Raw genomic sequence first — 17053 nt, forward strand, 5'->3', positions numbered from 1 at the left:
CTAATTGCCAATTCTGATGATTTTTCCTTCCACATCAGCGGATTGTCCGTTGCTGCATTGCAAGATGATCGACGTTGCCTGCGGCACCGGAATACTGGTACTGCCCGCTACCGGCAAGTTCAGTTGCTGGCTGTAACTGCCAAGCACCTGCAAGGTGCATTTGCTGGTATTTTGCGATGCCCATTGCACCTGCACTGTAGCGCCTGCAGCACTGACTTTGTCAGGTGCAGAGAACAGCGTGATCCGCGGAAAAGCGGCTGGGATATTACTAACGTCCACCAAAGTGCGGTTATGGCTGTCATCGAGTAGTTGCTGCATACTGAGGCTGTTATTGTCAGTCGCGCTGACGAGACGCCCACGGGTGTCATAACTAAAAGAGCTGGTTAAATCTGTTGTGGTGAAAGTGAAGGGCGCTGACGTCTGCGTGCTGTCGGTCATGCCGGCTTTAAAAGCCCTGGCTTTGACTGTTGCGTTAGCAGTTAAAGCAAAGGGTGCAGAATAGACTGGCGAGCTCGCACTGATATCCGCGCCATTGGTGCTGTAGCGGATAGTCGCCCCGGCAGTTGCTGAACTTAAGCTCACTGATACTGAACCCGAATGAGTGCCGCCATTGGGGGAAATGGTTGGGCTACTCACCGGTGGCAGCGGGTTCACCACAAAGCTCGCCGATGTCTGCGTGCTGTCCGTCATACCGGCTTTAAAAGCTCTGGCTTTAACTGTTGCATTGGCCGTTAAAGTAATAGGTGCAGAATAAATCGGTGAATTCGCATCGATATCAGCACCATTAGTGCTGTAGCGGATAGTTGCGCCTGCAGTTGATGAGCTTAAGCTCACCGCCACTGACCCCGAGTGGATGCCACCGTTGGGGGAAATGGCTGGACTGCTGACTGTTTGCAGCGGATTCACCACAAAGCTGGCCGACGTTTGTGCGCTGTCTGTCATGCCGGCTTTAAAGGCTCTGGCTTTGACTGCTGTGTTAGTGGTTAAGGTAAAAGGTGCGGTATAGACCGGCGAACTCGCGCTAATATCCGCGCCATTGATGCTGTAGCGAATAGTAGCCCCCGCAGTTGCCGAGCTTAAGCTCACTGAAACTGACCCCGAATGGGTACCGCCGCTTGGGGAAATGGCCGGACTGCTGACTTGTTGCAGCGGATTCACCACAAAACTTGCCGACGTCTGCGTGCTATCTGTCATACCTACTTTAAAAGCTCTGGCTTTAACTGTTGCATTGGCGGTTAAAGTAATAGGTGCAGAAAAAATCGGTGAATTCGCATCGATATCCGTGCCGTTAGTGCTGTAGCGGATAGTTGCCCCTGCTGTTGCTGAACTCAGGCTCACTGACACTGAACCCGAATGAGTACCGCCATTGGGAGATATCGCCGGGCTGCTGACTTGTTGCAGCAGATTCACCACAAAGCTTGCCGACGTTTGCGTGCTGTCTGCCATCCCGGCTTTAAAAGCTCGGGCTTTGACTGTTGCGTTAGCAGTTAAAGCAAAAGGTGCAGAATAGACTGGCGAGCTTGTGCTGATATCCGCACCATTGGTGCTGTAGCGGATAGTCGCGCCTGCGGTCGTTGAACTCAGGCTCACTGAGACCGATCCTGAATGGGTGCCGCCGTTGGGGGATATACCCGGGCTATTCACCTGTGGCAGTGGGGTTGCAGTAAAGCTGGCATTAACGTTACATGGTGCCGTGATCTGGCCTGTGGTATAAGTGGTACCAACCAGTTGTCCGGCACAGCCCGAGGCCGCTGCTGTGTAGCCAGTACTGGGGGTCACGGTAAACATGGTGGTCTGGCCATGTGGCACATCGCGAAATGATGGGCTGATGCTGCCGTTGGCGCCTGCGACAGCATTCACCCTGTGTAACACCTGAGGCGCCTGGATTTGGATGTTGGCTGAAGCCGGACTAAAGCCGGAGCAGCCGTCGATATTACAAACCCGATATAACAGGTTAAAAACACCAACCCGAGAGATCCGGGCTGTCGTGGTTACATAGTCTAAGCCGCTGTTAGCCGTTGGTGCTGAGATGCCTCCAACCTGCTCATAGCTGCCGTAGTGATCTACTGCCCAGACATCATATTCAACTGCACGAAAGTCATTGGTATTGGCAAGTGTCACATTAAAATAGCTACCGACATTAAACACAGAGCCACTGATCTGAGGCGAGACCCACGGTGTGCGTGGCAAGATCACGCCAGGTTCGCAATCCTGCTGCAATGTCTCCGGCGTCGGCACCACTTGTTCTATTGGACATTCTTCCTGAATGTCACTTACCAGTGCCAGATCTTCAGCCAGTAACTTAGCATTGCCCGAGGTCTGACAAAGTTCCTGGGTCTGGTCTGTTTCAGCGTCGTACAACCAACCAAGGCAATGCGCATTGCCCTTGGACTGCTCAGCCGCGTTGTAGGCCCGAAACAACAAAGGCTGACGGGTTGATTTGCGCAATACAACTCTGATCCCGGCCTTATTATCGGCCCAGCTCAGATTGCCGTGCAGCGTATGGATTGTCTTCCCTGTCGTCTGCTGAAAACCATGTTGTTTATCGCCGTAAACCAGATAATTGGGGAAAAGACCATCTTTTGATAACGCAAAAACATCGTCCGTGCCATCCTGATTAAAGTCGCGAATGATGATGCGCTCTTTCGCTTTTAAGCCCCAAGCCGCGCGTTGGGAGACGGGCCGCGCAGATTTAAATTGATTGCTTTTATCTAAAGACACCAGCTGATGTGTACCAGTGTCAGCGTGTAACAACAGCAAGTCCTGCTGAGTATCACCGTCAAAATCGCCGGTAAAAAAGCGGATGTTAGCCGCTTCACGCAACCATGAATGCTGTTTTGCCTGATATTGCTGACTGGGTCTGACCAGGTCTGCCGGGCTGCGCACGGCTTCAAACAATAATGCACTGAGCGTTTTGTTGTTAATCAGCAGTAATTTTGCACCGCGTTGTTGGTTTTTTAGCGCGACCAGCGCGGTATCACCTGCGAACCAGGTTTGCCCCTGAATACTTGCAGGGAGTTCGATGCGCTGTCGCGTGTCGAAGGGTTGGTTTTTAAGCCCGGTGCCAGGCAGTAAAAAGTGCGGGTGTCGGGCATGTTTTGCCTGCAATAACAAGTCAACCACTCCATCCTGAGTCACATCGGCATAAAACCCCTGATGAGAAGCAGGTGTCCAACTGAACTCTGCCGGCTCAGCAGCGCTGCTGTTAAAAGTTATTGCTGCGACTGCGGCAATGCTCAGCCGCCTGAGCAGATTGAAAGAGGAACTGATGGAACGCCACTGCGCGAAATGTTGCATAACTGTAACTTCCTTGTCTGAAAAACTAGAAAGTAGTCAGCATTCGCCATGAAATTCACTGAAAACTAAAATATCACATTTTTATTTCTGTTTTATAACAATCAAGAGGCGGTTGAACTGCAGACAAAAATAACGGGGGGAAAATGAAGGGATGATCACCATTGATGAGCGTAGCTTTAGTGCGAATGGCACTGAACCAACTGCGCCGCAGCAGAGCGCAAACTGCCGCGCTTTTCGCTGGATTTGTTTGATTCGAAACAAAAGATCAGCATCGGCGCGGCGTTTTAAGCCGCGCTGAGCTTAATCGACAGCCTAACTAGCTACAGCCACGGCAGCGGCCGGTAAACGGCGTTTGCCGTCGGTTTCAAACAGGAAACAGCGGTCCTCTGCAAAAGTCAGCGCGACTTTTTCACCAACTTCGTATTGGCAGTCACCTTCCTGGCGCACCACCAGCTGCTCCTGCGTCTGGCAGTGCAGGTGAATAAAGGTCTCAACCCCCAAACGCTCAACCAAATCCACTTCCCAGCCACTGCCACCGCGTACAATTTGTAAATGCTCCGGCCGCACGCCGAGTTGCAATTCCGTCGCGCTGCCGTAGCCAGTGTCCAGCTGCACCTGTTCGCCGCAAGGCAGCGTAAACAGGCCGTTTTGCAGGCGGCCTTTGACCAGATTCATCTTCGGTACACCGATAAACTGCGCAACAAAAGTGTTGTCTGGCTGATGATATAAATCGAGCGGCGCGCCCATTTGCGCGACGTGGCCGTTATGTAGCACGACAATTTTTTGTGCCATGGTCATGGCTTCCACCTGGTCATGCGTGACGTACACTATGGTCGAGCCAAATTCGCGGTGTAATTTGGTCAGCTCAGCGCGCATCTGCACACGCAGCTTGGCGTCCAGGTTGGATAATGGCTCGTCAAACAAAATCACTTTGGGCCTTTTGACAATAGCGCGGCCAATAGCGACGCGCTGGCGCTGGCCACCAGATAAAGCCGCGGGTTTGCGCTCCAGCAAATGTTCCAGTTCCAGCATTTTGGCAACATCGCGCACGCGCTTGGCGATTTCTTCTTTTGGTACTTTTTTCAGCGACAGCGCAAAACCGATATTGTCGGCCACCGTCATGTGCGGATAAAGCGCATACGACTGAAACACCATGGCGATTTCGCGCTGGTCCGGCGGCACCATATTCATCACTTTGCCGCCCATCACCAGCTCACCGCTGCTGATATCTTCAAGGCCGGCTATCATCCTGAGTAACGTAGATTTACCGCAGCCAGATGGGCCGACAATCACGGCAAACTCGCCCTCTTCTATTGTGATATCAATGCCTTTGACGATTTCAGTACCCTGATAATCTTTTTTGATGCCACGTAATTCAATTTTTGACATAACAGGTCCTTATCCCTTCGTTAGCCTTTGACGCCGCCAGAGAATGTCTGGGTCAGGAAACGTCGGGCGAATGCAAATGCGATGACAGCCGGCAGGGTGTAAATCACCGCCAGCGCTGTTAAAAAGCCATAGTCGATGGCGTCAACGCGCAAAAAGGCGCGGAACATACCTAGTGGCAGGGTTTGTAATTCCGGAGATGAGGTAAACATCAGCGGCATCAGGAAATCGCCCCAGGCATTGATAAAAGCGAATAAACCGGCGGCAGCAAAGCCTGGTAATGCGAGCGGAATGAGCACATGCCGCAGTGTTTGCCACTGACTGGCACCATCCAGCGCCGCCGCTTCTTCATAGTCTTTTGGAATGGCATCAAAAAAGGTTTTCATGATCCAAATAGCGAGCGGCAGCTGCAATGCGGTGTAAATCAGAATGAGGCCCAGATAACCGTCAACGAACGAAAACATCCGCAGCAAAGTTGTTTGCAAAGCGGCATCATCAGTAAGGCCTGTGATCAAACCGTGCATCCAGCCGTTTAACGTCAGCATCACTTTATACACCGGCACAATCAGCGCCGGCGGCGGTACGATACGCACCAGAATAATGGCGTATAGCAAAGGCCGCTTCCACCAGGCCTGGGTGCGCGACAAGGCATAACCGCCAAGCCCGGCAAAAATCAGCGTCAGCACAGTGGCACTACCGATGATCACCACCGAGTTCATGATCCAGCGCACGCCGCTTTCGTTGGTCAGCAAATTATGAAAATGCGCCAGCGTCAGGCTGTCCGGCAGTCTTAAAAACTGCGAGGCTTTGGGGTCAAAAGCCGCCAGCAGCACCCAGAAAAATGGCGCCAGACAAAATAACGAAATCAACACCAGCGTGACATAAGCGCGACGCTGCGCCTGTTGCCCGCTGACACAAGTATCCATCGGGACTTCCCGAACCAGACTCACCACGTCAGACCTCCACTTTCAGCGCGCGCACATACAAGATGCCGAGCAACATCGAGACCACCAGACTGACCACTGCGACCGCGGCACCATAACCGAGCTGGAAGGCAGTAAACGACTGATTGTAAATATAAATCCCCAAAATCTCGGTGCTGTTGGCCGGTCCGCCGCGGCTTAAGGTGTAGACCAGGCCAAAGATGGCAAAGGTGGTCACCGTCGAGATAAACATGTAGAGGAAAATGGTCGGCATCATCATCGGTAAGGTGATGCGCCAGAAGATTTGCCGGTCGGTCGCGCCGTCAACCCGCGCCGCTTCATACAAATCTTTTGGAATGGACGACAGGCCCGAGGTCAGCAAAATCATCGCAAAAGCGATACCACGCCAGGTGTTGACGATGATGATCGACAACAGCGGGAAGGTGTACAGCCACTGCTGCGGCTCGACGCCAAACCAGGCCACCAGCCGGTTTAAGGTGCCGTATTCACCGCTGGCGAACATCGAGATCCATAAAAAACCCACCACCATCTCAGGCACGGCATTCGGCAGGCAGATAATGGCGTTAAAAATCGCTTTGTATTTCACCGGCTGCTGCAGCGTCAGCGCTGACAAAAAGCCGAGCACAAACTGGCCAATCACCGCCGAGCCAATCACAAAAATCAGTGTGACTTTTAATGAGTTCCAGAACAGCGGGTCGGTAAACAGCCGCTCGAAATTACGCAGGCCAACAAAAGAAGATTCCTGCGCGGCAAAACCCAGCAGCGCATCGTCGGTAAGACTCAGTGAAAAGGCATACAGCGCCGGAAACACGATAAAAGCCGCCATCAGCACTAAGGCCGGCGTCATCATCAGGCGGTAACCAAACTGGCGGCGCGCCTCAAAAGTTTTTGGCTTCATTGCGCCTCCTGCTGTTGTTCTTTGCCTTCAGCCTGCGCCAAAGCGCTCGCTGCTGGATCTGTCAGCGATGTCGCCCTTTGACCTACAGTGTCTTCGCCCAATACGTGACTGACGTATTGCAATAACAGCTGCTGCGCACCGGCGCCATCGACCTTGCCGATGAGCACAGCTTCAGTCGCCCGCGCCACACCTGCCATCATCGCATTGGCGCCGACGGTACTGCGTAGCGCTCTTGCTTGTGGCAACAACGCATGGTCGGCGGTCATCGCGCCTAATTCAGCAAACTTCGGATGCTGCGCCGCATCCAACCGCGCCGGCACATTACCGAGGCGTTTGGCATAAGCCAGCGCCACATCGTTGTCGCCCATCAATAAAGCCAGCGCCCGCGCCAATTCAGGCTTGCGGCTATGGGCATTAACCGCCCAGGCATACACCACTGAAGCCAGCGCAAAAGGCTCAGCCCCATCGGCCGAAGGGAAACGCCAGGTGCGCACCGCATCATCAACGTTAGCAATCGGATTGCGACTGCCCGGGCCCCAGTCAAAAGTTTTACACCAGCTGCCGCAAGTGGTGATCAGCAGCTGGCCTTTCGGGAACATTTCATATTTGGGGATAACCCAAGGCTCCGGGTTTAACAGCGGCGCCACCGGCATCAGCTGTTCACTGACTAAAGTGTGATAAAAATCAAAAGCTTTGGCGACAGCCGGGTCACGCAGCGCGTAACGGTTGTCGCTGGTCAGCAGCTGATAGCCGGAGAAACTGGCCAGTAAATAACGGAAGCCTTCGGTGTAGCTGCCCATGCCCCAGGTCAGGCCGGCCGGAATTAGCAGCGGAAACTGCCCCAATTGTTGTTTGATTTGACGGCTACGCGCCAACAAATCCTGCCAGTCTTTTGGCTGCGCGGTAGAAATACCAGCTTGGGTTAATAAATCATGGCGGTAATACAGTTGCTCGACGGCAACGATGGAAGGCACTACATAACTTTTTTCGTTAAAACTGGCACGGCTCAACTGCCGTACTAACTCAGGCATGGAAGCATAACCAGGCCAGGCTTGTAAATCTTGCGTCAAGTCAGCCAGATAACCGGCAGCAGCCAGGTCGTCGACCTGCAAATCCCGTGGAATACTAAACACATCTGGCGCATTGCCAGCGCGTAATTCAGTCACCAGCTTGGTGAAATAATCCTGCGGCGGCGCCGGATATTCGACAATGCGGAGCTGCACACCCAGACGTTGCTGCAACATCGGCTGTAATTCACGTAAAGCGTCCAGCCGGGCGGCTCTGTGTTCGGCGATCACCAGCACCGGCTGAGTGCTATCGGCGACAGGCGGCTCCCCCCGCCCCTGATTGGCGCTATGGCACCAACCGATCGCAATCATTGCCGCCACCGGTAGCAGCAGTAATTTTATCGTCTGTCTCATCTATGTTGCTCTGTTATCGGTCAGAAAAATGTTGGTCTGTTCAGCCATTGTCGCTGCGGGCAGCTGCCCCTGCGTCACTGGATCTATGCTGGCGCCGTTGCCCCACCGACAATGCGGGTGTCGGCAGTTTTAGCGTCAGCATGTAACTTCGCGTGCGGTTGTTTTGCACAGCTGCACAGCACATTTTTCGTTCCTGGTTTTTTCGTTCCGGTCTGCCGGCAAAGCGCCAGCGCCAGACGTCGTTTTTTTAAGCAGAAAACCCTGTCGACTTTGATAATACGCTTATTGACACCGGTGTCAATATACAATTTAATGGTGTCAATGCCAGCGGTAGCAGCACCATGCACAGGCCGGCACACCTGATTATTAATTAGTATATCTTTATGTTTTTTATAGGTTTTTAACCTTCAGGAGTTTTGCTGTGGCCTTACAATTAGCGATCATCGGCTGTGGTACCAAAGCCACTCAGTATATTCAGACCTGGATCAGCCGGGACGACTTGCAAATCCGCGCCGTGATGGACCCAAATCCAGCCGCGATGGCTAATGTCGCCACTATCGCTGCCGCAGCGCAAAAAGCAGCGCCGCAAAGCTATAGCGACTGGCAACAACTGCTTAATACTGAAGCAGCAACTCTTGACGCGGTATATATCTGCACGCCGCACGCCGCTCACGCCGAGCAAGCGCTGCTGGCGCTGAACCTCGGCCTTGATGTGCTGCTGGAAAAACCTATGGTGACTACAGTCGCAGAAGCTGAAGCCTTAGTGGCTGCCCAGCAACGCAGCGGCAAAACACTGGTGGTGGCTTATCAGGGCGGCTTATCGCCGTTAGTTGCCGAGTTGCGTGACGCTATCGCGACAGAAAAATACGGCCCGCTGGTCAGTATCAACGCCGCCATCTGGGAAGACTGGGCCGACAAATATCAGGGCCACTGGAAACAAATTCCGGCGATTTCCGGCGGTGGTTTTATGTTTGATACCGGCGCCCACATGATGAACACCGTATCGCGCATCACCAGCAAACCGTTCGCCCGTATCAGCGCTATGATGCAAAATCTCGGTTTCCCGGTCGACGTGGTGACGTCGGTTTCCGGTGAACTCAGTGACGGCACACTGTTTAACCTGCACGCCAGCGGCCGCGCTATCCGCTGTGTGTCACGCATCGAATGTTATTTCCCAACCGCCATAGTGCGCATCTGCGCCTGGGGCCGCTGGATGGAAATTGAAGATGCGCAAGGTAATGTGGTGCGCAAAGAACAAGAAGCCGCCAACAATCTGATGAACGTCTTTATGCAAACGCGCAGCGGTGAAATCGCCAATCCATCCGACGTGTTACAAGGCCTGCGCATGGCGCAGCTGTGGGACGCAATTAAGTTGTCTGCCAGCCAGCATGGTGTGCCGGTGACTTTGTAAGAGATTAAATATCCGAAGAATTTTTGCAGCTAGCGGCTCCGGCCGCTGCTTTTTCGCCCACCCTAAACACACATCCCTCTAAATCCGTCAGTTGACACCATCCACCAAAACGTCCACCTGTTTTGCACCGGCAGAGTAACCCACTTCCAGCAAACAGCGCAGTTCAATCTCCGATAGACCGCCCTCGATTCTGTCTTTGGCAACGATGGTTAGCCTCGGTTTTGCTTGCCAGAAGCCAGTCGTACCCAGTAGTTTCAGGCCATTTTTCACGCAATCAACGGCGGGAGCAAAAGTACCAACCAGCAAGCGCTGGCTGCTATAAGGACTGGCAGGTTGCACCTGAACGGTGCGCCCCTTACCAGTTAAAACCATCTTGTCGGCATAGATGTCGATCTTTACTTCCATTAAATAAAATCCTTTGATTTGATTGGGTTTATATCTAAAACAAATACCAAATTCAGCACACAGTCTGCGGTATAACTTTGGGAGTTGTACCGCACTAATTGCAATAGCCTGGAGATGGAATTAAATTCAAAATGCAGTTAATTTAACTCATTGCCAATTCACCACCAACAACGTCAGAGGAGCTGATGCCGTCACTGTGACAGAGTATGAAAACCTTTTAAAACAATGACGTAAAGCAGTACTTGGATTAAAAATGTCAGTGCCAATAACACGATGAAAGGCAACCCTGAGGCCAGTACGGGCCGGGCTATGAAAATTCTGTTTAGGATTTTAAAAAAACTCTGGTAAATCAATGGCACCAGAAATATGAGAATTAGTGTCCGCCAAATATCATCCAACCAAGCTGTAATGCCCCAAATCATTATTATCGTGGGCGAGAACGTCAGAATAAGTAACAAAACAAACACAGCGGCTTCCTTTCCATTTAGACCTGCCACGATCCATCAAGTAGCTGAGCGCCAATCAGTCGGGATTGGACATATTTAAATACCATGAACAAATTATCAGATTTAAAACCAGACTAGCACAAAGAGCATTACCTGAGTCACTTAGGATTCAACCATCAGATTTCATCTGCCCAAAGCGTGCGCCGAGATAACCTCCCAGCAGAGCGAACAAGCATGTGTAGATCAAAGTGAAAACGCTGCCGATGGCAAAAGTTGATGACATTTTGGCACCTTCAATCAGCGGAACCCACTGATTTAATATCAAAAAGCTAAAACTGACTGCAGCTGCGATAAGACTGCCCCAGCCGGCCGATTGGCGAATTTGCGCAGATTGGCGCCGAACTATCAGCAGCACAACAAAAACCCCGAGCAGGGGCAAAACACCGGATAGCAGATGCGACAACAGCGGCTGGAAATCCGTTTTGTTTAACGGGCTAAGCAAATAGACCGGCATATTTTTCCCGGTAACCAAGCAATATAACTGCACAATCAACGCTTCTTGTAACAGGCAGACCAGCATGGCCAGCACCAGATATATGGCTTTCATCATCTTCCCTGTTTTCATCAATAAACGTTAATACTCACCACCCCGTCCCCAAGATAGCAAAGCCCTTTATCCCAGAAGATACTTTCACGCATCAAAAAAACTGTCTGGCACGACGAATCGCTTTACCGCTTCTTCCGCTTCGCCAGACTTTGCTCTAACGCCGCAGTGATATCCTTGGCCATAAAAGCATATTTCTTATGCAGCACGTGGTACAGATTGGCATCAAACAGCTTCACATAGCTTAGTTCTGCCGGATTTAACCGCTTCAATTCATTGGCCGTTGAGGGATAAATGGCGTAGCTAAAACGCCCGCTGCTGACAAATTTGGGGATCATCGCCAGGTCATTCACCACATAAAACTGACTGCGGATGGCGACGCGATAACCTTTTTCCAGACCGTTTTTTGACACTGAGGTGGTGACAATTGTTTGCTGTGGATCGGACAGTACCGAAGGATCACAAGGCAGTTCCGGCTGGCACAATAGGGTGTAAATACCTGATACCAAAGGCGGTTCTATGCTGATGATGTTGTTATAACCGTCCAGCACAATCCGCATATAACCGACATCTCCATCCACCACATTTTTTTCGACCAGCATCAAATTGCGGTTCGACGGCTGGGCGACAAAGTCAGTTTCTATGCCGAGTTTTTGATAAGCGTCGCGAATAACCGGGATGATAAAATTGACCATAGCGGGATGGTCGACGTAGGAAAAAGTCATTTTGGCCGGGCGCTCTGGTTGTTGTGCCGCCAGGGGAAAGGCCAGCAGCAACAGCCAACCAAATAGCGCTAGTTTTGTCATCATTGGTACACCTACCCAGACTGCCGGTCGCCGATGGCCAATGCTAAGGACACGGCGTTTTCCACTGACCATCGCCGATTATAGCCAGCCTTTCACTGCGCCGGTGCATTCACCGGCAGGCCTTGCTGAGCTTGCTGTGCGACTGCGGCTTTGAGTTGTTGCAATAATAATGGGTCAGTCTGTGGGTGCGCCGCCAGATACAGCTGAATTTGCCGGACTATCTGACGCGATGCATAGAATTGAGTCTGCCGCACTTTGGCATCACTCAGGGCCTGAAAATCCGGTTCAAATGCCAGTGTCAGCTGGGCACGGTTTAACTGCAGGATTTTCCACTGGGCATTCACATCTTTGACCAAAATCAGGTTTTGATCAGGGATAAAACCAAGCTGTTGCAGCGTGCTGTCCATCATGCTGCCAGCGACGGCCACTGCAGTGAATTCGGTCGGTAATTTACCTTGCTGAATTTGTTCAATCACAGCGCTGTTGGCTGAATAATAACGATAATCGGCGTTAATCAGCGGCGCCAGCCAGATAAACAAGTTCTCGCGCGCTGGCAGCCGCGCCAACGAATAGACCAGGGTATTGGGTTGGGTGCGGGCCAGATCAAAAGCGCGGGCCCAGGGCAAGACTTCAGTACGGCAAGGTAAACCGGCGGCTTGCAAAATTGCCTGCACCTGTAGATAGGCCGAGCCGGCGACGACCTTGTCTTCATGCACCACCTGATAAGGCGGTAAATCTTCGGTGACAACCCGCAGGCCACAGGCTTGTAGCGCTGCTGGCAGCAACGCCGACAACCACAATAACAGCCTCACGGCAAATTTCCCTGTCATTGGCACACCTCCTGTTCCTTTTGCAGTATAAACAGCAAACCAGCGCATGGTTTGCTGTTCTGGCAACTTTTATCAGGTAGGGATTATTTCTTCGCTTTTGCTGCCTTTTCCGCCAGCATCAGCTTGCGTGGTTTTTTGTAGTAAGTTTGCTTCGGCGCACCGGCTTCGAGCGGAATAGGCCGGCCCCAGTTGCCGAGATTCCAGCCGCTTTGATGCGGTTGATGTGCCCAGGCGATGGCGTTGGCCAATATCTGGATAATGTGTTCGTTGCGATAAATCGGGAAGGTCTCATGGCCCGGCGCAAAAAAGAAGATCCGGCCACGGCCGCGCTGGAAAGTGCAGCCACTGCGCAACACTTCCCCGCCCTGATACCAGGAATTAAAAATCAGCTCGTCCGGCTCCGGGATATCAAAAGGCTCGCCGTACATTTCCGATTGTGGCAGTTCCAGATAAGGCGGAATGTTGTAAGCAATTGGATGTGAAGGTTTTAAACACCAGACCCGTTCACGCTCGCCGCCTTCGGCTTCGCGCCAGCTCAGGTTACAACTGGTGCCCATCAGACGTTTAAACAGTTTGGCGTGATGACCGCTGTGCAACACAATCAGGCCCATGCCGGCCAGTACCCGCGCCTGCAGTTTGTCGATCAGCGCATCGCTTAATTCGTCGTGATAGCGATGGCCCCACCAGATGGCGACTTCAGTGCTTTCAATTAAGGCATCCGGCCAGCCCTGCGCCGGGTCGTCCAGCGTACTGAGAGTCAAATCAAAACCATAAGGTTTGAGGTTATCGACAATGCAGCCACCGATGGTTTCCGGGTAGACTTCCTGCACATCGGCGTCTTCTTTTTCATGGCGGCATTCGTTCCATACTGTGACTTTAATCATGCCTGACTCCTTTTATTTGACGCTGTGGCGCTGGTACTGAAATCACGCGCGCTGTAGTCGCGGCATTCAATGGCAAGAATTTGTAATGCTGTGCCCATGCCGTTGGCCAGAATGACACAAAGCCAATAACTCAGCCGGTCAGCAAAGGCCGGCTGTGCCGCCAAAGCCTTAGGAAATAGCCCATCAATAGCCAGATAACCAGCCATCAGGTCGTCGATATGATCCCAGCGCGCTAAGCGGTTTTGCATCAGCAGGTCGGCTAAAGCGTCTTCGACAACAAGCGTGTCGCCTTTGCCATCAAAGCCCATGCTGTAACGCAGCCAGCAGGCGCTGGCAAAACACAGATATTCTATCGACTGGCCCTGGGTCAGACGCGCTGCCGCGACGCCAAGCAGCGGCTGCAAGCGGGCTGAGCCTTGACTGAGTAAGGAGCCAAGCGGTGCTGCGCCCTGCTCTTTATTTAAAGCCGGCAGCGCCAGTTCTGTGCTGAACTCTGTGCTGAGGCCATTGACAAAATCTGCCAGCGCAGGATACGCCAGCGCGGTGTGTAATGCAGTGCTGGGATGCTGGCCGCTTAATAACGCGGCGCAGGACAACACCAGCGCGGCAGCCGATTGATGTTCAGTTTGCAATTCAGACTCCTGTGAATACCAAATTTCATGAATAACCTGGCAAAAACCATAGCATGCTGACACGTTGACACCGGTGTCAATATGCTTTATACCTGACTTTTTCTGCGCATTTTCAACGTTCTTTTTCTGCAGCTATTGCCGCAGACGCGCAGGTTCTTCGCTGCTATCCGGCAGCTAAACGGAGGTTGTTGCTGTTATGTCTGCTGTCACCATTAACGATGTGGCCCGTGAGGCCGGTGTATCGAAAAAAACTGTGTCGCGCGTCATTAACAATGAAGCCAATGTGTCGGTGGAAACCCGCGACAAAGTGATGGCGGTCATTCAGGCCACCGGTTTTAAACGCAACCCGCTTGGCATGGCGCTGGCAAAAAACCGCTCGTTGTTTATTGCGCTGCTGGCCGACAACCCCAGCCCCGGTTATCTGCAAAAACTGCAAAAAGGCGTGCTGCAATATTGCAGCGAATCGAATATGGGGCTGTTTTTGTACGACTGCAGCTACCGCTCGCCCGGTCTGGTCGCTGAAATTGAAGGCTTTATCGACAACACCCTGGCCGATGGCCTGATTTTGGTGCCACCGCTCAGTGACAAAAAAGAACTGCTCGACATGCTGAACCGCCGCAAGGTCGCTTATGTGCGCATCGGCGCGCCGGACGCTGCGCTTGGTGACAGCGTTGGCTTTGATAACCAGCAGGCGGCTTATGAACTGACGCGTTACCTGCTCAGGCTTAAACATAAAGATATTGGTTTTGTGCTCGGTCACCCGGATCAGGGTTCCAGTCAGCGCTGCGAAGCCGGCTTTCGCCAGGCCTATGCCGAAGCTGGCCTCGAGTTTCCGGAAAAGCTGCTGGTGCAGGGTTATTACACTTTTCAGTCGGGTGTTGATGCAGCCGCCGTGCTGTTGAACAAAAAGCCGCGCCCCACCGCTATTCTGGCATCGAACGACGAAATGGCGGTTGGTGTGCTGTACAGCGCGCACAGCCGGGGCCTGAAAGTGCCGGACGATATTTCGGTGGTTGGCATCGACGATATCGCACTCTCGACCAAGGTCTGGCCGAACCTGACGACGATGCGCCAGCCGATCACCGCTATTGGTTATCGCGCCGCGTACAAACTGATTCGCAAACTGCAGGGCTTGCCGGACGAAGGCCCAACCAGCCCGGACGCTGACTTGCTGACTTGCGAGCTTATCGTGCGCGACTCGGCGCGCGAGCCGGGTCGCAACTGACAAAACAGCATGTCGCATACCGGCTGTGGCGCTCATTTTTTGATGATCCATTCATGCTGCGGGTCATTTTTAAACACCCACTGCCGCGTTGGGCCGGCCATCACATTGAGGTAATACAGCTCGTAACCGTGTGGCGCGCCGACCGGATGATAACCGCGCGGCACCAGTACTAAGCTGTTGTGCTCAACACAAATGGTTTCATCCAAACTGCGGTCATCGGTATAAACGCGCTGAAAGGCAAAGCCTTGCTGCGGATTGAGTTTGTGATAATAAGTTTCTTCCAGCGCGCTTTCGACCGGCAGCATGTCGGCGTCATGTTTATGCGGTGGATAGCTTGACCAGTGGCCCGGCGGCGTAATGACTTCAGTAATAAGCAAGCGCTCTGCCGGCAAGTTACCGAGCAGAATATTACACACCAGCCGGGTATTAGTGCCCTGGCCGCGGGTTTCGCGGGTGCAGTCTTCGGGTTTTATTAGCCGCAGCGGATATTGGTTGCCGGATGCAGGCGCGCGGCACAAAGCGATTTCGGCGTCAGTGTCGGCGAAAATCTCCAGCGCGAGCCCCGGCGGCACATAAAGCGCATAAGGCGCAGTGCCGTCAAAAACTGACATGCGTTTGCCGACCTGCAGAAACTGCTGCTCACCGCAGTCGAGGCTAACGATACCGCTTAAAATGACGACACAAAGCTCGGTGGTGCTGTCGCTGTCGACAGCCAAATTAGCACCAGCTTTAAGCTGTGCTGCTGCAAAACCTACATATTGCCAGCCGGCACTTTGCGGCGTGACCCGCTGGATAAAACCTGCAGCGTCCGGCGCTGTCGGTTTGCGGTGTAATGAAGAGCTTGTCTCAGGCATTTGGCAGCTCCGGTTTGATGCAGTGTGCGTTGGTTTGCTCAGGTGTCTGCTGTTCATGCCCTAAGTGGTCATGAATCAAGCCCAGCACCAGCGCCTGCACCAGGCTCATACTGGCGCTTAATGAACGAAAGGCGTGTAACTCGGCTTCGCGCACCAGCAGCGTATGGTCGGCCAGCTGATACAGTGGGCTGACGCGGCTATCAGTGATCAGCAGCACTTTGCAGCCAACCGCTTTGGCACGTTGCACCACGGTTTGGGTCTCGGCAGCATAAGGCGCGAAGCTGACTGCGAGCAACACATCGTCGGCGCCGAGCAGATTCAGCGCCGACTGCTGCATATAACCGGTGCCGTCAAATAAATGCACGGCAAGGCCAGTGTTACCCAGCAGATAACTGGCGTAGCTAACGACCGGAAAAGCCCGGCGCGCACCTTGTAAATGGATCAATCTGGCTTTAGCCAGCAGGCTGGTGGCGGCAGATAAGGCTGACGCATCAATGCTTTGGCACAGCTGATTCAGCGCCTGCTGGTTGGCGCTACTGATTTGCTGCAGGTAATTCAGGCCCGCGCTGTCGGCCGGCACTGAATGGTCTTGCTGCACTGCGGCAATACGCTGCTGATAGTCCGGCTGGTTTTGCAATAGCTGGGTTTTGTACAGCTGTTGCAGCTCAGAAAAACCGGTAAAAGCAAAGGCGTTGGCAAAACGCACCAGCGCCGAGGCGTGCACACCGGCGGCCTGCGCGATAGACGCCGCAGTGCCAAGCGCGACCGCTTGTGGCTGGTCGAGTAAATAACGGCCAATCACCTGCAGCCGGTCGCTCAGACTGCTAAAACGGCTGCTGATCTGTTGTTCCAGCTCAGCCTGAGTAGCGGCTGGCTGCGTAGCGGTTGGCTGCGTGTTCGTTGTGCTTGGTGCTGTGGCCATATTGCGAAAAAAACCAATCGGCGGACTGTGATGCTCTGGAGTCTAACTCAATAAAATATTTATTCCAATAGTTGATCTAATAGAATTT

At 52.9% G+C, this 17053-nt stretch carries 15 protein-coding genes; 2 read left to right on the top strand and 13 right to left on the bottom strand.

The genetic code is table 11. From position 1 onward, the window contains the following. The 5 genes from ABNT34_RS15400 to ABNT34_RS15420 form a co-directional block, all read right to left on the bottom strand. A complete protein-coding gene (locus ABNT34_RS15400; RefSeq protein ID WP_348733177.1) occupies nucleotides 1–3297 on the bottom strand; it encodes a chitobiase/beta-hexosaminidase C-terminal domain-containing protein in 3297 nt (1098 codons plus the stop codon). Between the two features lie 312 nt (nucleotides 3298–3609). Beyond that, complete coding sequence (gene ugpC / locus ABNT34_RS15405; protein ID WP_348733179.1) at nucleotides 3610–4686, bottom strand: sn-glycerol-3-phosphate ABC transporter ATP-binding protein UgpC; 1077 nt, start codon at nucleotides 4684–4686, stop codon at nucleotides 3610–3612. A gap of 20 nt (nucleotides 4687–4706) precedes the next feature. Further along, a complete protein-coding gene (locus ABNT34_RS15410) occupies nucleotides 4707–5609 on the bottom strand; it encodes a carbohydrate ABC transporter permease (protein WP_348733181.1) in 903 nt (300 codons plus the stop codon). 28 nt (nucleotides 5610–5637) lie between these two features. Further along, nucleotides 5638–6525 carry a sugar ABC transporter permease gene (locus ABNT34_RS15415; protein ID WP_037045538.1) on the bottom strand — a complete coding sequence of 296 codons (888 nt, stop codon included), beginning with the start codon at nucleotides 6523–6525 and terminating at the stop codon, nucleotides 5638–5640. Next, complete coding sequence (locus tag ABNT34_RS15420; RefSeq protein WP_348733183.1) at nucleotides 6522–7946, bottom strand: extracellular solute-binding protein; 1425 nt, start codon at nucleotides 7944–7946, stop codon at nucleotides 6522–6524. Before ABNT34_RS15420 ends, ABNT34_RS15415 begins: the two co-directional genes overlap by 4 nt. A 421-nt stretch (nucleotides 7947–8367) precedes the next feature. Between ABNT34_RS15420 and ABNT34_RS15425 the strand changes: the two genes are divergently transcribed. Then, nucleotides 8368–9357 (top strand): Gfo/Idh/MocA family oxidoreductase, encoded by a 990-nt coding sequence (locus tag ABNT34_RS15425; protein ID WP_348733185.1) that lies wholly within the window; start codon nucleotides 8368–8370, stop codon nucleotides 9355–9357. An 87-nt stretch (nucleotides 9358–9444) separates the two neighbouring features. On the opposite strand, the gene ABNT34_RS15430 is transcribed toward ABNT34_RS15425, so the two are convergent. The 6 genes from ABNT34_RS15430 to ABNT34_RS15455 all read right to left on the bottom strand — a co-directional run bounded on the left by ABNT34_RS15430 (nucleotide 9445) and on the right by ABNT34_RS15455 (nucleotide 13964). Further along, the gene (locus ABNT34_RS15430; RefSeq protein WP_348733187.1) at nucleotides 9445–9762 is read right to left on the bottom strand and encodes a hypothetical protein; all 318 of its coding nucleotides are present in this window, start codon (nucleotides 9760–9762) and stop codon (nucleotides 9445–9447) included. A 615-nt stretch (nucleotides 9763–10377) separates the two neighbouring features. Then, nucleotides 10378–10818 (bottom strand): hypothetical protein, encoded by a 441-nt coding sequence (locus ABNT34_RS15435; RefSeq protein WP_348733189.1) that lies wholly within the window; start codon nucleotides 10816–10818, stop codon nucleotides 10378–10380. 119 nt (nucleotides 10819–10937) lie between these two features. Further along, complete coding sequence (locus tag ABNT34_RS15440) at nucleotides 10938–11621, bottom strand: hypothetical protein (RefSeq protein WP_348733191.1); 684 nt, start codon at nucleotides 11619–11621, stop codon at nucleotides 10938–10940. 89 nt (nucleotides 11622–11710) lie between these two features. After that, on the bottom strand, nucleotides 11711–12448 hold the full coding sequence (locus tag ABNT34_RS15445; protein ID WP_348733193.1) for a transporter substrate-binding domain-containing protein: 738 nt from the start codon (nucleotides 12446–12448) through the stop codon (nucleotides 11711–11713). Between the two features lie 83 nt (nucleotides 12449–12531). Next, nucleotides 12532–13332 (bottom strand): ThuA domain-containing protein, encoded by an 801-nt coding sequence (locus ABNT34_RS15450; RefSeq protein WP_348733194.1) that lies wholly within the window; start codon nucleotides 13330–13332, stop codon nucleotides 12532–12534. Next, nucleotides 13329–13964, bottom strand: a complete 636-nt coding sequence (locus ABNT34_RS15455; protein WP_348733196.1) for a hypothetical protein — start codon at nucleotides 13962–13964, stop codon at nucleotides 13329–13331. The genes ABNT34_RS15450 and ABNT34_RS15455 overlap by 4 nt, the downstream gene beginning before the upstream one ends. A gap of 196 nt (nucleotides 13965–14160) precedes the next feature. On the opposite strand from ABNT34_RS15455, the gene ABNT34_RS15460 reads away from it, so the two are divergent. Beyond that, nucleotides 14161–15189 (top strand): LacI family DNA-binding transcriptional regulator, encoded by a 1029-nt coding sequence (locus ABNT34_RS15460; RefSeq protein WP_348733198.1) that lies wholly within the window; start codon nucleotides 14161–14163, stop codon nucleotides 15187–15189. Between the two features lie 32 nt (nucleotides 15190–15221). On the opposite strand, the gene iolB is transcribed toward ABNT34_RS15460, so the two are convergent. Further along, nucleotides 15222–16043, bottom strand: coding sequence for a 5-deoxy-glucuronate isomerase (iolB, locus tag ABNT34_RS15465; RefSeq protein ID WP_348733200.1), 822 nt, complete (start codon nucleotides 16041–16043; stop codon nucleotides 15222–15224). Then, nucleotides 16036–16965 (bottom strand): MurR/RpiR family transcriptional regulator, encoded by a 930-nt coding sequence (locus ABNT34_RS15470; RefSeq protein ID WP_348733202.1) that lies wholly within the window; start codon nucleotides 16963–16965, stop codon nucleotides 16036–16038. Before ABNT34_RS15470 ends, iolB begins: the two co-directional genes overlap by 8 nt. Nucleotides 16966–17053 lie beyond the last annotated feature (88 nt).

The sequence above is a fragment of the Rheinheimera texasensis genome (assembly GCF_964031785.1).
Lineage (GTDB): Bacteria > Pseudomonadota > Gammaproteobacteria > Enterobacterales > Alteromonadaceae > Pararheinheimera > Pararheinheimera texasensis_A.

Coding starts and splice junctions, on each gene's coding strand:
- ABNT34_RS15450 (WP_348733194.1), bottom strand. CDS start 13,332: ATGATTAAAGTCACAGTATGGAACGAATGCCGCCATGAAAAAGAAGAC.
- ABNT34_RS15470 (WP_348733202.1), bottom strand. CDS start 16,965: ATGGCCACAGCACCAAGCACAACGAACACGCAGCCAACCGCTACGCAG.
- ABNT34_RS15410 (WP_348733181.1), bottom strand. CDS start 5,609: ATGGATACTTGTGTCAGCGGGCAACAGGCGCAGCGTCGCGCTTATGTC.
- ABNT34_RS15400 (WP_348733177.1), bottom strand. CDS start 3,297: ATGCAACATTTCGCGCAGTGGCGTTCCATCAGTTCCTCTTTCAATCTG.
- ABNT34_RS15420 (WP_348733183.1), bottom strand. CDS start 7,946: ATGAGACAGACGATAAAATTACTGCTGCTACCGGTGGCGGCAATGATT.
- ABNT34_RS15435 (WP_348733189.1), bottom strand. CDS start 10,818: ATGATGAAAGCCATATATCTGGTGCTGGCCATGCTGGTCTGCCTGTTA.
- ABNT34_RS15415 (WP_037045538.1), bottom strand. CDS start 6,525: ATGAAGCCAAAAACTTTTGAGGCGCGCCGCCAGTTTGGTTACCGCCTG.
- ABNT34_RS15460 (WP_348733198.1), top strand. CDS start 14,161: ATGTCTGCTGTCACCATTAACGATGTGGCCCGTGAGGCCGGTGTATCG.
- ugpC (WP_348733179.1), bottom strand. CDS start 4,686: ATGTCAAAAATTGAATTACGTGGCATCAAAAAAGATTATCAGGGTACT.
- iolB (WP_348733200.1), bottom strand. CDS start 16,043: ATGCCTGAGACAAGCTCTTCATTACACCGCAAACCGACAGCGCCGGAC.
- ABNT34_RS15430 (WP_348733187.1), bottom strand. CDS start 9,762: ATGGAAGTAAAGATCGACATCTATGCCGACAAGATGGTTTTAACTGGT.
- ABNT34_RS15440 (WP_348733191.1), bottom strand. CDS start 11,621: ATGATGACAAAACTAGCGCTATTTGGTTGGCTGTTGCTGCTGGCCTTT.
- ABNT34_RS15445 (WP_348733193.1), bottom strand. CDS start 12,448: ATGACAGGGAAATTTGCCGTGAGGCTGTTATTGTGGTTGTCGGCGTTG.